A 14,911-nucleotide genomic window follows, 5' to 3' on the forward strand; every position below is an offset into this window, starting at 1 on the left:
TTCAAACCAGTCCGCAAAAATGCAAATGAGTGCTGGCATAAAGCCTTTAGGCGGTTCAATATTTGTCACAGAATTGACGCCAAGGAAATGTCAAATCTGAGGCATGATGCGGCCTCTTTGCAATTCGGGTTGAACTTTGGTCGTGAGCCTTGTCTTAACACTCATCTTGCGGCCAATTCCAAAAACCGCTCCCCTGAACTAACCGGTTAAATATATGCGCCCATTGAAACAGGCAATTTATTCCAGCCGTACGGCTGACAAGTTCGTCGTACGTCTGCCAGACGGAATGCGGGAACGCATTGCCGAGGTGGCTCGCAATCATCACCGCAGCATGAACTCCGAAATCATCGCGCGCCTCGAACAAAGCCTCATTCAGGAAGGTGCGCTGGGAGAAGAGTTGAGCATGCGCCTGGACAGCCCAGAGCTGTCACTGCACGAACGCGAACTGCTGCAGCGTTTTCGTCAGCTCTCCCACCGCCAGCAAAATGCTCTCGTCTCGCTTATTGCGCACGACGTTGAGGCGGCCGCAGAAGCCAATTGATCTGCAACTGAAAGCCGAAGCCAGCCCTGTGCTGGCTTTTTTTTGCCTGGGATTTGAGCAGAAGAAGCAAAGCGGGAGCAGATTTGCTCCCGCGGGAAGGGATCAGAGCAGGAAGATCGTCGCCAAGCCCAGGAAGATGAAGAAGCCACCACTGTCGGTCATGGCGGTGATCATCACACTGGCGCCCATCGCCGGGTCGCGCCCAAGGCGCGCCAGGGTCATGGGGATCAGCACCCCCATCAGCGCCGCCAATAGCAGGTTGAGGGTCATGGCGGCCGTCATCACGACGCCCAGTGACCAACTGCCATAGAGCAAATAGGCGACCACACCGATCACACCACCCCACACCAGGCCGTTGATAAGGCCCACGGCCAACTCTTTGCGCAGCAGGCGCGAGGAATTAGCGGTACTCACCTGATCCAGCGCCATCGCGCGCACGATCATGGTGATGGTTTGATTACCGGAGTTGCCGCCGATACCGGCCACAATCGGCATCAGCGCTGCGAGGGCCACCAGCTTCTCGATGGAGCCTTCAAACAGCCCGATCACACGTGAAGCTATGAAGGCGGTGATCAGGTTGATCGCAAGCCACGCCCAGCGGTTATGCAGGGAACGCCAGACCGACGCAAAAATATCTTCCTCTTCACGCAGACCCGCCATGTTGAGGACTTCGGTTTCACTCTCTTCACGGATCAAGTCGACCATTTCATCGATGGTCAAACGGCCGATCAGCTTGCCGTTCTTGTCGACCACCGGCGCCGAGATCAAGTCATAACGCTCAAACGCCTGCGCCGCCTCATAGGCGTCTTCATCCGGGTGAAAACTCACGGTATCGCTGGCCATCAGATCCGCAACTTTCTTGTCAGGATCATTCACCAGCAAACGCTTGATCGGCAACACGCCCTTGAGAATGCCTTCGTAGTCGACCACGAACAGCTTGTCGGTGTGACCGGGCAATTCTTTGAGGCGGCGCAGGTAACGCAATACCACTTCCAAGCTGACGTCTTCGCGGATGGTGACCATCTCGAAGTCCATCAACGCGCCGACCTGATCCTCATCGTACGACAGCGCTGAACGCACACGCTCACGCTGCTGGCTGTCGAGAGCCTCCATCAGCTCATGGACAACATCACGGGGCAGCTCGGGGGCCAAGTCGGCCAACTCGTCGGCGTCCATTTCCCTGGCCGCAGCGAGGAGCTCGTGATCGTCCATGTCGGCGATCAGGGTTTCACGGACCGAGTCGGATACTTCGAGCAGGATGTCGCCATCGCGGTCAGCCTTGACCAACTGCCAAAGGGTCAGTCGATCATTCAGCGGCAAGGCTTCGAGGATATAGGCGACGTCGGCGGAGTGCAGGTCGTCGAGCTTGCGCTGCAACTCGACGAGGTTTTGCCGGTGCACCAGGTTTTCGACGCGGTCGTGATGCGGACCTTCCTGGCGGTGCGTGAGGTCTTCGACCACGCGCTGGCGCTGCAGCAGCTCGATAACTTGAGCCAAACGATCCTGCAGGCTGTCTTGTGTTTTCTTTACTTCTACTTCGGTCATAGGCGAACTCCACTCCCAGCAGCGGGGCACGCCGGAAGGATCAATCAGTCAATTCATGATTGGAAAAACGGGGTACTGAGTAACTACTGGGTAAGTCCATGGAGGTATTCCACAAGCCCCGGCGGGGCTGACGGGCGCAATGATACACCTTGCGTCCGTTTTAAACGTTAAAAAACTGGAAAGAACAAGCGCTTGCGAGCCAAAGCTGAACATCGGCTGCATATAGAACTGCGACGACGCAGGCTGAAAGGAAAACACATGGCGCTGGAGAAAAAGATGAAACCCTACACAAACCCCAGACGGCAAAAAGCCCGCACTAGGCGGGCTTTTTGTTTGTATGGTGCACTCGACAGGATTCGAACCTGTGACCGCTCGGTTCGTAGCCGAGTACTCTATCCAGCTGAGCTACGAGTGCATATTGTGTTTTTAGACCAGATCACAACTGGTTGAAGCCGAGTCACCTGCATCGCTGCAACTGACTCTTAAATGGTGCACTCGACAGGATTCGAACCTGTGACCGCTCGGTTCGTAGCCGAGTACTCTATCCAGCTGAGCTACGAGTGCATTTGTTGCCGCGCATTATAGGCCGTTCAATCTCTATGTAAAGCTATTTTTTCGAGCAATTTCAACAACTTACCGAAAAAACCAGATTGCAACGTACTAAGCAAATAATGGCGGAGAACGGGGGATTCGAACCCCCGACACCCTTTTGAGGTGTACTCCCTTAGCAGGGGAGCGCCTTCGGCCACTCGGCCAGCTCTCCGCAACACGGGGCGTATATTAACCACGTTCATCCCCGTTTGCAAACATAAAAAACGATAAAAATTAAAGGCTTGGTTCTTCGTCCTTCTCTTTCTTGATCCGCAGGTAGATTTCCTCGCGGTGGACCGCTACCTCTTTCGGAGCGTTAACCCCTATACGTACTTGATTGCCTTTGACGCCGAGCACGGTCACGGTGATTTCGCCATCACCGATAATCAGGCTTTCTGCGCAACGACGAGTCAGAATCAGCATACCTTTCTCCTCACGCATTTCAGTTCAGGAACAACAGTCTGCAAAAAAAAGGCCTTCGAACTGCAACCCAAAGGTCACAGCCCTACTCGCCTAAGTATTGTCGAGCGCACCAAAAAGAACATGCGCCCGGCAAAAAAATGAAAGGCGCGGTAAGCCGCGCCTTCCTGGCATCGCATCACTCGCCCGGTCGGGCCGGAGCATCCAGCTCAAAAGCGGTATGCAGCGAGCGTACAGCCAGTTCCAGGTACTTCTCTTCGATCACCACCGAGACTTTGATTTCCGACGTGGAGATCATCTGGATGTTGATGCTTTCCTTGGCCAGCGCCTCGAACATGCGGCTGGCAACGCCGGCATGGGAACGCATGCCCACACCCACGATCGACACCTTGGTAATCTTGGTATCGCCGACCACTTCACGGGCGCCGATCTCGCTCGCGGTGTTCTGCAGGATCCGTTCCGCCGCATCGTACTCGTTACGGTGCACGGTGAAGGTGAAATCGGTGGTGTTATCGTGCGAAACGTTCTGCACGATCATGTCGACTTCAATGTTCGCACCGCTGATAGGGCCGAGGATCTTGAAGGCCACGCCCGGGGTATCCGGCACGCCACGGATCGTCAGCTTGGCTTCATCGCGATTGAAAGCGATGCCGGAAATGATCGGCTGTTCCATGGATTCCTCTTCATCAATAGTAATGAGGGTGCCCGGACCCTCTTTGAAGCTGTGCAATACGCGCAGCGGAACGTTGTACTTGCCGGCGAACTCCACCGCGCGGATCTGCAACACCTTGGAACCGAGGCTGGCCATTTCCAGCATCTCTTCAAAGGTGATCTTGTCCAGGCGCTGAGCCACGGACACCACACGCGGATCGGTGGTGTACACGCCGTCCACATCGGTATAGATCTGGCATTCATCCGCCTTGAGGGCCGCTGCCAGCGCCACACCGGTGGTGTCCGAACCACCACGCCCAAGGGTAGTGATGTTGCCGTGTTCGTCCACACCCTGGAAGCCTGCTACAACTACCACGCGCCCAGCCTTGAGATCAGTACGAATTTTCTGATCATCAATCTGCAGGATGCGCGCCTTGGTATGTGCGCTATCGGTGAGGATGCGCACCTGACTGCCAGTGTAGGACACTGCCGGCACACCGCGCTTATTCAGCGCCATAGCCAGCAAGGCGATAGTCACCTGCTCGCCAGTGGACACGATCACATCCAACTCACGCGGCAGCGGCTGTTGATCACCGCTGATAGCCTTGGCCAGATCGATCAGGCGATTGGTCTCCCCGCTCATGGCTGACAGCACCACCACCAAGTCGTCGCCGGCGTCGCGGAATTTCTTAACCTTGTCGGCGACCTGCTCGATTCTTTCGACAGAGCCGACCGAGGTGCCTCCAAATTTCTGTACGATCAAAGCCATTTCTAAGCCGCCTCAGCCCGTAAAGGGGCGCCCAATAAACAAATATTCCAGCAACCGAACGAGCCCATGACTAGACCACGGGCTCAGCCATAGCGCCTTAAATACCGGCTTCGACAAACGGCACGGTCAGGGCCAGGGCCGCGTCCAGGCTGCCGGCGTCTACACCACCGCCTTGCGCCATGTCCGGACGACCACCGCCCTTCCCGCCCACTGCCGCAGCGGCTTGCTTCATTAAATCACCGGCCTTGAGTTGGCCAGTCAGGTCTTTGGTTACACCGGCAACCAGAACGACCTTTTCCTCATGGACACCGCCGAGCAGGATCACTGCGCGGCCGAGCTTGTTCTTCAACTGATCGACCAAGGCCAACAGCGCCTTGCCGTCCTGACCGTCCAGGCGTACGGCCAGGACTTTCACGCCCTTGACGTCCAGCGCCGAGGCCGACAGATCGTCGCCCGCCGCGCTGGCTGCCTTGGCCTGCAACTGCTCCAGCTGTTTCTCCAGCGCGCGGTTGCGTTCCAGTACGGCGGACAGCTTGTCGATCAGGTTGTCGCGACTGCCCTTGACCAGGCCGGCCGCTTCCTTGAGTTGTTCTTCGCCCGCATTGAGGTAGGCCAGGGCCGCAGCACCAGTAACCGCTTCAATACGACGTACGCCGGAGGCCACACCGCCTTCGCTGATGATTTTCAGCAGGCCGATGTCGCCGGTACGGTTGGCATGGATACCGCCACACAGCTCCACCGAGAAGCTGCCGCCCATGCTCAGTACACGCACTTCGTCGCCGTACTTCTCGCCAAACAGCGCCATGGCGCCTTTGTTCTTGGCGGTTTCGATATCGGTTTCTTCGGTTTCCACCGGGGTGTTCTTGCGGATTTCAGCGTTGACGATCTCTTCCAGCGCCTTGATCTGTTCAGGCTTGATCGCTTCAAAGTGGCTGAAGTCAAAGCGCAGGCGCTGGCTATCGACCAACGAACCCTTCTGCTGCACGTGCTCACCCAACACCTGACGCAACGCGGCGTGCAGCAAGTGAGTGGCAGAATGGTTCAAAGCAGTTGCATGCCGCACGTCGGCATCAACCTGCGTGTCGACTGGCGCGCCGACCGTCAGGTTACCCAACACCAACACACCGTGGTGCAGGAACGCACCGCCGGTCTTGGTGGTGTCGCGCACTTCAAAACGACCGGACGTCGAGCTCAGGAAGCCGCAATCACCCACCTGGCCACCGGACTCGGCGTAGAACGGCGTCTGGTCAAGCACCACCACCGCCTCTTCGCCTTCGCTCAACACGTCAACCGACTTGCCATCTTTATAGATAGCCACGATCTTGGCCGAGCCTGCCGTGGCCTGATAACCGGTGAACGCGGTCGGCACATCAACTTTGACCAGGGTGTTGTAGTCCAGACCAAAGGAGCTGGCGGAACGCGCGCGTACACGCTGGGCTTCCATCTCACGCTCAAAACCCGCCTCATCGACGGTCAGCTCGCGCTCACGGGCGATGTCGGCGGTCAGGTCCATCGGGAAACCGTAGGTGTCATACAGCTTGAACACCACGTCGCCCGGCACCACAGTGCCTTTGAGCTCAGCCAGGTCCTGCTCGAGAATCTTCAAGCCGTGCTCCAGGGTCTTGGAGAACTGCTCTTCTTCAGCCTTGAGCACACGCTCGATGTTGGCCTGCTGCTGCTTGAGTTCCGGAAAGGCATCGCCCATCTCGGCCACCAGCGCGGCAACGATTTTGTAGAAGAAGCTACCGGTAGCGCCCAGCTTGTTACCGTGACGGCAGGCGCGACGAATGATACGGCGCAACACATAGCCACGGCCTTCGTTCGACGGCAGTACGCCGTCGGCGATCAGGAAGCCACAGGAACGGATATGGTCCGACACCACCTTGAGCGAAGACTGGCCTTCGTTGGCGCAACCAATGGCTGCGGCAGACGCGCTCAACAGGTTGGTGAACAGGTCGATTTCGTAGTTGGAGTGAACGTGCTGCATCACCGCACTGATCCGCTCCAGGCCCATGCCGGTGTCAACCGACGGTGCCGGCAGCGGATGCAACACGCCATCGGCGGTGCGGTTGAATTGCATGAACACGTTGTTCCAGATTTCGATGTAACGGTCGCCATCTTCTTCCGGCGAGCCCGGTGGGCCGCCCCAGATGTCGGCGCCGTGATCGTAGAAAATCTCGGTGCACGGGCCGCACGGGCCGGTATCGCCCATGGTCCAGAAGTTATCGGAGGCGTAAGGGGCGCCCTTGTTGTCGCCGATGCGAATCATGCGCTCAGCTGGAACGCCGATTTCTTTGGTCCAGATGTCATACGCTTCGTCGTCCGTCGCGTAGACGGTGACCCAGAGCTTTTCTTTCGGCAGCTTCAGCACGCCAGTCAGGAAGGTCCAGGCGAACGTAATCGCATCTTTCTTGAAATAGTCGCCGAAGCTGAAGTTACCCAGCATCTCGAAAAAAGTGTGGTGGCGAGCGGTGTAGCCGACGTTTTCCAGGTCGCTGTTCTTGCCCCCGGCGCGTACGCACTTCTGGCTGCTGGTCGCGCGGGTATACGCGCGCTTTTCCTGGCCCAGGAAGCAGTCCTTGAACTGGTTCATCCCCGCGTTAGTGAACAGCAGGGTTGGGTCATTGCCTGGGATCAAGGAGCTGGAGGCTACACGGGTGTGGCCTTGCTCTTCGAAGAAGCGAAGGAAGGCTTCACGGATTTCTGCGCTTTTCATTAGGTTCTTCCACGGAGGCTGCGGCCAAAGGCCAGTGCGCAACATCATCAGACGGAGCGACGGCAAAGGGCCGCATTATATCGGCCCTTTGCCGGTGGTACAGCGTGTTTATACGATAGAAGCGCTCAATTAGACGGCGGGCACGGTCATTTCTGCGAAAAATCGACAAATGCCTGCACGACGTGCTCAATCTGCGCCCGGCTGACATCCAGATGCGTGACCATGCGCAGACGCGGCGCGGCGCTCAGCTTGATGCCGCGCTCAGCAGCAAATGCCTTCAAGGCCTGCGCCCGATCACCGACCTGCACATACACCATGTTGGTCTGGACCGGTTCCACCTCAAAGCCGGCTTTGCGCAACGCATCGCCCAGCCACTGCGCATTGGCGTGGTCATCGGCCAGGCGCTGCACCTGGTGATCCAACGCATACAGCCCCGCCGCCGCCAGGGAGCCGGCCTGGCGCATACCGCCACCGACCATCTTGCGCAGGCGACGCGCCTTGGCGATCAACGCCGCCGAGCCGCACAACACTGAGCCGATCGGCGCACCCAGGCCTTTGGACAGGCACACCGACACCGAGTCGAAATGCTGGGCGATTTCCCGCGCATCCACCCCAAGCTTGACCGCCGCGTTGTAGATTCGCGCGCCATCCAAGTGCAAAGACAGGCCATGCTCACGGGTAAACGCACGCGCCTTCGCCAAGTATTCCAGCGGCAACACTTTGCCCTGCATGGTGTTTTCCAACGCCAGCAGACGGGTGCGGGCGAAGTGGAAATCGTCGGGTTTGATCGCTGCCAGCACGTGGTCCAGATCCAGCGAGCCGTCAGCCTGTACTTCCAGCGGCTGCGGCTGGATCGAGCCCAGCACCGCCGCGCCACCGCCTTCGTATTTGTAGGTATGAGCCTGCTGCCCGACGATGTACTCCTCGCCGCGCTCACAGTGAGCCATCAACGCCAACAGGTTGCTCATGGTGCCGGTGGGCACGAACAACGCCGCCTCGAACCCCAAGCGCTTGGCCAGTTCGGCCTCCAGGTGGTTGACGCTCGGGTCTTCGCCGTAGACGTCGTCGCCGCTGGCGGCACTGGCCATCGCGTCACGCATGCCGGAGGTGGGTTGGGTCACGGTGTCGCTACGCAGGTCGATCACAGACATGAAACAAGCCTCTAATGGGTTAAATAAGTTCCTTTTATGGATGATTACTGCGGGCAAAGCCACGCAATATCAAGCCCCACGTTACTTCAATCGAATACCAACCAAACAAACCGATATAGGTTATCGATGCGGCAATCGTGCAGTTTTTGAAAAACCATGTTAAAAACTCTCCGCCACCAGGGTTCTGGCGGCAACGTTCTCAGGGCGGGGTGCAATTCCCCACCGGCGGTAATTGCACGCAATGTGCATAGCCCGCGAGCGCTTGGCGCCTCGAACTGCTCACGCAGGACGGCGACAAGGTCAGCAGACCCGGTGTGATCCCGGGGCCGACGGTCATAGTCCGGATGAAGAGAGAACGGGATTGGCACCTAAGGGCCGCGCGCCGGGTTCATGCTTGCATGACGCAGCGCTTCGTACCCTTAAATCCCATTCGATTCATAACGCCCTGTTTTTTTCTTAAACAGGAGTCAGAACATGCAACCCACCGCAATCGACAGCAAAAGCAAAAACCATCACGGCGAGCGTGTCGCGTTTATCCAGGCCTGCTGGCACAAGGATATTGTCGACCAATCGCGTAAAGGCTTCCTCGCCGAAATGATCGCCCAGGGCTACCAGGAATCGGACATCGACTTCTTCGAAGTCGGCGGCGCCTTTGAACTGCCCCTGCACGCCAAGCTGCTGGCTAAGACCGGCCGTTACGCCGGTATCGTTGCCGCCGCGCTGGTGGTGGACGGCGGCATCTACCGCCACGAATTCGTCGCCCAATCGGTGGTCAGCGGCCTGATGCAGGTGCAGTTGGAAACCGAAGTGCCGGTGTTCTCGGTGTCCCTGACCCCGCATCACTTCCACGCCGGCAGCGAGCACACCACGTTCTTCTACGAGCACTTTGTGCACAAGGGCCAGGAAGCTGCACGCACCTGCGCCGATACGCTGCACAAGGTCCGCGCTATCCGTCGCAGTGAACCGCGCGCTGTAGCGGTTTAAGCAACACCGCAAAAAAAATGTGGGAGGGGCTTGTGTGGGAGTCGGGCTTGCCCGCGATGCAGTCACCTCGGTGTGTCAGTCACACCGCGGTGATGCTATCGCAGGCAAGCCAGCTCTTACACAAGCCCGCCCCCACAGTTGGATCCGATCAAGCCTTGAGATTTATGCCAGGCCAGCATCCGTGGTCGGCACAATCAATATCCCAGCACGCAAACCATTCTTCACCTTAGGGTTGGGAAAGATGATGCGCGCGCCCTCCTCTTCGATCACCCAACGCGTCTTGGCCACGTCTTCAGCCAGCAGATAGCCCTTGGCCAATGGCGAAAAGTTTTCCACATCCGCCGGCAGGTGCAGCAAGAACGCATCACTGTGCTTGATCACTTCACGCGACACGGCAAACAGCTGCAGGCCATCCAGGCTCTCGGTCGCAGGCTCAGAGCCTTCGATGATGTGCTTGAGGCGCGCCTCCAGGCGGGAAACATCCACGCCCTGGTTATGCCCGAACGGCCGCGCCTTGCCCAATTCCAACGTGAAGGCTTCGGCCTCCAGTTGTTCGTAGGTAAACGCGGTGAAGGTGATCGAGGTCTTATTCTGCAACAGCACCGCTTGCATGCCGGCGGCGCACAGGCGCGCCAGTTCGTGGCGTGAGTGCTGGCGGCCTTCCTTCCACGGGTACAGGGCGAACTGCTCGATCTTCGAGCCGCGAATGGCGGTGTGCAGGTCGTAATGCAGGCGCGAACGGCCAGGCAGGCTGAAGAAGGTGCGGGCCAGTTGCTCAAGCTCGGCGGCGCGCATGGCCTCCGGGCCGATGTTTTGTTCATGGCGGCCGTTGAACAGCCGGTTGACGTCCAATTCGAGGTAACGCTCGCCGCGGCGCATGGCCTCGGGGTTGCCGAACAGGAACAGAATACGGGAGCGGGGTTTAATCTCCCCACGGGCGATGCCATGCAACAGGCGATCGAGCAGTTCGATCGGCGCCGTTTCGTTGCCATGGATGCCGGACGACAGCAGCAGGTCGCCGCCGTTGTCCTTCGCTTCAGGCGGGCGCACTTCGAGCGCGCCCTCGCTGAGCCAGCGCATCTGCACGCCGTCGACAGTCAGTTGAATTTTTTGCGCCGGTTCGCGACCGGCGAGGGTCAGTTCAAGCAGTTTGCCGAGGGCGAGCATAAGCAGCTTCCTTAGTGGTTGCAGCCAGGGCCGTGGACGTGATCGTCGTCATCACCTTCGACATCAGCCGGTTCCATTTCCAGCTGCAGGCTCATCAGGTTGGTGGCCAGTGGGCGCATCAGCAGGTTGGCGTACTCGGCGTCGCCTTCTTCCACGTCTACACCGATCAGCAGTTGGCCGCGGCCGTCGTGCTGGATCCAGATCTCTTTGCCCTGCCAGACCACGGCGACGCGGGTGCAGGAGGTTTCCAGCTGGGTGCCGTCGGTGTCTTCAAGGATCAGTTTCAGGGTGTCGGTGGTCATAAATAGTTCTCAGCCGTGCGGAATTAATTGATCTGGAAAGGATAAACCGAGCCCAGTTTAAGGATTTGCGTCAGTTCATCCAGTGCCGTCCGGCACTCAAGCAGCAATTGCGGGTCAGCCAGGTCGCTTTCGCGCAGGCTGTCGCGGTAGTGCTTGTCGACCCATTGGGTCAGCGTGTCGTACAACGGCGCCGTCATGATAACGCCTGGATTCACCGCCGCCAGTTCCGTTTCGTTCAACGCTACGCGCAAGCGCAGGCACGCCGGGCCACCGCCGTTCTGCATGCTTTGCTTGAGGTCGAACACCTTTACTTCGCGGATCAGCCCGCCGGACGCTGTCAGGCCTTGCAGGTACTGCCAGACGCGCTCGTTGGCACGGCATTCTTCCGGCACGATCAGCAGCATCGAGCCGTCGGCGCGGGTCAGCAACTGGCTGTTGAACAAGTAGGAACGCACTGCGTCCTCGACGCTGACCTGGGCGCGCGGCACGCACACCGACTGGAAGTTGCCGCCCAGCTTGCCCAACTTGCCGTGCAACTCAGCGAGCATCTGCTCGGTGTTGAGGAAGGCGTCCTCGTGATAGAACAGCACCTCGCCGTTGCCCACCGCAATCACGTCGTTGTGGAACACACCGGCATCGATCACTGATGGGTTCTGCTGGGCGTAGACCACGCCGTCGTCCTTCAAGCCGTGCAAGCGCGCGACGGCTTGGGAGGCTTCAAGGGTCTGGCGCGCCGGGTATTTCTGCGGCGCCGGGTAACGGGTGTCGAACGCACTGCGGCCGAACACGAAGAACTCGACGCCCGCCTCGCCATAGTCACGGCAGAAACGCGTGTGGTTGGCCGCGCCTTCGTCGCCGAACTGCGCCACCGCCGGCAATGCGGCGTGGTGGGCGAAGTGTTTGCCATTGGCAAACATCGCCCCCAGCACGCGGCTGGTGGTCGGGTGCTCGATGCTGCGGTGGTATTTGCAGTTGAGGTTGGCGGCAGTGAAATGCACGCGACCATCCGCCGTGTCGGCGCTCGGGCTGACCGTGGCGGCGTTGGCCACCCACATGCTCGACGCCGAGCAGCTGGCGACCAGCAGCGGCATGGCTTGCTTGGCGGCTTGCTGGATGACTTGGGCATCGCTGCCGCTGAAGCCGAGGTTGCGCAGGGCGGCTACGTCAGGACGTTCCTGCGGTGCCAGCACGCCTTGCACAAAGCCCATGTCCATCAGCGCTTTCATTTTTTGCAGGCCCTGCAACGCCGCTTCCTTCGGGTTCGAAGACTGCTGGCTGTTGCTCTGGGACGCGACGTTGCCGTAGGACAAACCGCCGTAGTTATGGGTCGGCCCCACTAGACCGTCAAAATTGACTTCATAGGATTTCATCGGCGAGGCTCCACGAACATCTGTTTTTATAGGCATCTAGTGCAGATCTCTATCTGTAACCCGATCAAGTGCGGGAGCTGGCGTGCCTGCGATGCAGACGACTCGGTCTTTCAGCTGGACCGAGGTGATGCCATCGTAGGCACGCCAGCGCCCACATTAGATCAGTGTCACCTTCACTTCAGCGTTATACCTGGGGTCAGCGTTGCGGGGACCACCAAGCTCGGGGTCTCAAGCGAGGCCACCGGGTACGCGCAATAATCCGCCGCGTAATAAGCACTCGCGCGGTGGTTGCCCGAGGCCCCTACCCCACCGAACGGCGCAGTACTGGCGGCGCCGGTCAGCTGTTTGTTCCAGTTGACGATGCCGGCGCGGCTTTCCAGCCAGAACTGCTGGTAGCGCGATTCGGAATCGGACAACAAACCCGCGGCCAAACCGTACTGGGTGTTGTTGGCCTCAGCGATGGCCGCGGCAAAATCAGCGTAGCGGATCACCTGCAACAGCGGGCCGAACAGCTCTTCATCTTCGCGCTCGGTCACGCCGGTCACATCGATAATGCCTGGGGTCAGCAACGCGGCCTGATCCTGGGGCTGGGTCATTTCCAGCAGCGCCACGGCGCCATTGGCCAACATCAATTGCTGGGCGTCCATCAAGGCTTTCGCCGCACCGAGGGAAATCACCGAGCCCATGAACGGCGCCGGCTGCTGGTCGAACGCACCGACTGCAATCGTCGCGCTCACCGCCACCAGGCGCGCCAGCAACGCATCGCCCCAGGCGCCTTCCGGCACCAGCAAGCGACGCGCACAGGTGCAACGCTGGCCGGCAGAAATGAACGCTGACTGGATGATGGTGTAGACCGCCGCATCCACGTCGGCCACTTCGTCGACCACCAGTGGGTTGTTGCCGCCCATTTCCAGCGCGAGGATCTTGTCCGGGCGCCCGGAGAATTGCTGGTGCAAGTGATTGCCGGTGCGGCTGGAACCAGTGAAGAACAACCCGTCGATACCTGGGTTGGCCGCCAGGGCAATACCGGTTTCGCGCGCGCCTTGCAGCAGGTTCAACACGCCCGCCGGCAAACCGGCTTCGATCCAGCACTGCACGGTCAGCTCGGCGACTTTAGGGGTCAGCTCGCTCGGCTTGAACAGCACGGTATTGCCCGCCAGCAATGCCGGGACAATATGCCCGTTCGGCAAGTGGCCCGGGAAGTTGTAAGGGCCGAACACCGCCACCACACCGTGGGGCTTGTGGCGCAACACGGCAGTGGCGTCGCCCAGCGGGCCGCTCTTCTCGCCGGTACGTTCGCGGTAGCTTTGCACCGAGATCGCGATCTTGTTGGCCATGCTGGTGACTTCGGTGGCCGACTCCCACTGCGGCTTGCCGGTTTCTTCACCGATGCAGCGGGCGATTTCATCGGCGCGGCTTTTCAGCGTGGCGGCGAAGGTTTCCAACACGCTGATGCGCTCTTCCAGCGGGCGCCGGGCCCAGCCGGGGAACGCTTGGCGCGCGGCCTGCACCGCCGACTCGACCTGTTCGGCAGTGGCGCCATTGCCGGCCCACAGCACGTGCTGGGTGACGGGGTTGCGCGATTCAAACAGTTCACCCTGGCCAGCCAGCCAGCTACCTGCGATATACAGCGAATTCATTATTTCGACTCCCGAGCAGCAGACAACGCAACAGCACGCACTTGATCACCCACCACCAGTTGCAGGCGTTTGGCGGTCTGCTGATCGACCACCAAGGTGCCTGCCGCCAGCCGGGCCGGAGCGGCCGTGATGCGGCACTCCTCGCGCTTGCGGTTATGAATCAGGAACGGCGTGGCGTCGTCCCCCGGCGTGCCGATGGCCAACACCAGCGACTGGCTGTCGCGCACCGCACGGATTTTACTGGTCTCACACTCCACCGCCGGGCCAGCATCGAAAATATCGACATAGCCTTGATAGCTGAACCCTTCGCTCTTGAGCATGCTCAGCGCCGGCTCGGTATCCGGGTGCACCTTGCCGATCACATTGCGCGCGTCTTCAGACAGGAAGCAGCTGTACAGCGGAAACTTGGGCATCAGCTCGGCGATAAAGGCCTTGTTGCCCACACCGGTGAGGTAGTCGGCCTGGCTGAATTCCATCTTGAAGAAGTGCCGGCCCAGGCTTTCCCAGAACGGCGAACGCCCGGCCTCGTTGGACACGCCGCGCATCTCGGCAATGATCTTGTTGCCGAACAGCTGCGGGAATTCCGCGATAAACAACATGCGCGCCTTGGCCAGCATGCGGCCATTGAGGCCGTTGCGGTAATCGGCGTGCAGGAACAGCGAGCACAGCTCGGAATTACCGGTGAGGTCGTTGGCCAAAAACAGCGTCGGAATCTCGCGGTAGATATTCAGCTCCTGGGAGGCGCTGACGGTCAGCCCGACCCGAAAGTTGTACCAAGGCTCGCGCAGGCCGACGGCACCGGCAATGGCAGAAATACCCACCACACTGCCTTCGTCGTTCTCCAGCACGAACAGGTAGTCGGCATCGCCGCGCCCGGCTTCGCCGCGAAAGGTTTTCTCGGCCCAGCCCACTCGGTGGGTCAGGCGCTCTTCGTTGGCCGGCAAGGTGGTGAGGCCGGTGCCGGTGCTGCGCGCCAGATCAATCAGGGCCGGTAAATCGCTGCTGCGTACGGGACGAACGATCATGCTATCTCCTCAAACGGGCCGCTTTGCAGCCACCCGCGA

12 protein-coding genes, 3 tRNA genes and 1 riboswitch are annotated in these 14,911 nt (G+C 59.6%); of the genes, 2 read left to right on the top strand and 13 right to left on the bottom strand.

Translation table 11 applies throughout. From position 1 onward, the window contains the following. Positions 1 to 214: 214 nt before the first annotated feature. On the top strand, positions 215 to 541 hold the full coding sequence (locus K0P33_RS24840) for an Arc family DNA-binding protein (RefSeq protein ID WP_003193592.1): 327 nt from the start codon (positions 215 to 217) through the stop codon (positions 539 to 541). Between the two features lie 102 nt (positions 542 to 643). Here K0P33_RS24840 and mgtE read toward each other — a convergent pair whose 3' ends face one another. The 8 genes from mgtE to ltaE all read right to left on the bottom strand — a co-directional run bounded on the left by mgtE (position 644) and on the right by ltaE (position 8,384). Continuing rightward, a complete protein-coding gene (mgtE, locus tag K0P33_RS24845) occupies positions 644 to 2,086 on the bottom strand; it encodes a magnesium transporter (RefSeq protein WP_094950503.1) in 1,443 nt (480 codons plus the stop codon). Positions 2,087 to 2,424: 338 nt separating this feature from the next. After that, a tRNA-Arg gene (locus K0P33_RS24850) sits at positions 2,425 to 2,501 on the bottom strand. Positions 2,502 to 2,573: 72 nt separating this feature from the next. Further along, positions 2,574 to 2,650, bottom strand: a tRNA-Arg gene (locus K0P33_RS24855). Positions 2,651 to 2,758: 108 nt separating this feature from the next. Beyond that, a tRNA-Ser gene (locus K0P33_RS24860) sits at positions 2,759 to 2,849 on the bottom strand. A 62-nt stretch (positions 2,850 to 2,911) separates the two neighbouring features. After that, the gene (csrA, locus tag K0P33_RS24865; RefSeq protein ID WP_003175645.1) at positions 2,912 to 3,100 is read right to left on the bottom strand and encodes a carbon storage regulator CsrA; all 189 of its coding nucleotides are present in this window, start codon (positions 3,098 to 3,100) and stop codon (positions 2,912 to 2,914) included. A gap of 175 nt (positions 3,101 to 3,275) precedes the next feature. After that, entirely contained in the window at positions 3,276 to 4,517 is a 1,242-nt protein-coding gene (locus K0P33_RS24870) for an aspartate kinase (RefSeq protein WP_094950502.1), read from the bottom strand. 97 nt (positions 4,518 to 4,614) lie between these two features. Continuing rightward, a complete protein-coding gene (gene alaS, locus K0P33_RS24875) occupies positions 4,615 to 7,233 on the bottom strand; it encodes an alanine--tRNA ligase (RefSeq protein ID WP_242152097.1) in 2,619 nt (872 codons plus the stop codon). A 146-nt stretch (positions 7,234 to 7,379) separates the two neighbouring features. Then, positions 7,380 to 8,384: a low-specificity L-threonine aldolase gene (gene ltaE, locus K0P33_RS24880; RefSeq protein WP_242152099.1), complete on the bottom strand. Its 1,005-nt coding sequence runs from the start codon at positions 8,382 to 8,384 to the stop codon at positions 7,380 to 7,382. A 191-nt stretch (positions 8,385 to 8,575) separates the two neighbouring features. Then, a riboswitch (FMN riboswitch) is annotated at positions 8,576 to 8,745 on the top strand. A 113-nt stretch (positions 8,746 to 8,858) separates the two neighbouring features. Here ltaE and K0P33_RS24885 point away from each other — a divergent pair. Continuing rightward, positions 8,859 to 9,368: a 6,7-dimethyl-8-ribityllumazine synthase gene (locus K0P33_RS24885; RefSeq protein WP_032879834.1), complete on the top strand. Its 510-nt coding sequence runs from the start codon at positions 8,859 to 8,861 to the stop codon at positions 9,366 to 9,368. 162 nt (positions 9,369 to 9,530) lie between these two features. Here the strand turns inward: K0P33_RS24885 and astE are convergent, their stop codons facing one another. From astE to astA, 5 genes are all read right to left on the bottom strand, one after another. Then, positions 9,531 to 10,535, bottom strand: a complete 1,005-nt coding sequence (gene astE, locus K0P33_RS24890) for a succinylglutamate desuccinylase (RefSeq protein WP_242152102.1) — start codon at positions 10,533 to 10,535, stop codon at positions 9,531 to 9,533. A gap of 11 nt (positions 10,536 to 10,546) precedes the next feature. Then, entirely contained in the window at positions 10,547 to 10,837 is a 291-nt protein-coding gene (locus K0P33_RS24895) for a hypothetical protein (RefSeq protein WP_003214319.1), read from the bottom strand. 23 nt (positions 10,838 to 10,860) lie between these two features. After that, positions 10,861 to 12,207 (bottom strand): N-succinylarginine dihydrolase, encoded by a 1,347-nt coding sequence (gene astB / locus K0P33_RS24900; protein ID WP_094950498.1) that lies wholly within the window; start codon positions 12,205 to 12,207, stop codon positions 10,861 to 10,863. Positions 12,208 to 12,380: 173 nt separating this feature from the next. Next, entirely contained in the window at positions 12,381 to 13,850 is a 1,470-nt protein-coding gene (gene astD / locus K0P33_RS24905; protein ID WP_242156115.1) for a succinylglutamate-semialdehyde dehydrogenase, read from the bottom strand. Beyond that, complete coding sequence (gene astA, locus K0P33_RS24910; RefSeq protein WP_242152105.1) at positions 13,847 to 14,872, bottom strand: arginine N-succinyltransferase; 1,026 nt, start codon at positions 14,870 to 14,872, stop codon at positions 13,847 to 13,849. Before astA ends, astD begins: the two co-directional genes overlap by 4 nt. Positions 14,873 to 14,911 lie beyond the last annotated feature (39 nt).

It is taken from the genome of Pseudomonas sp. ArH3a (genome assembly GCF_022648765.1).
Classification (GTDB): Bacteria; Pseudomonadota; Gammaproteobacteria; order Pseudomonadales; family Pseudomonadaceae; genus Aquipseudomonas.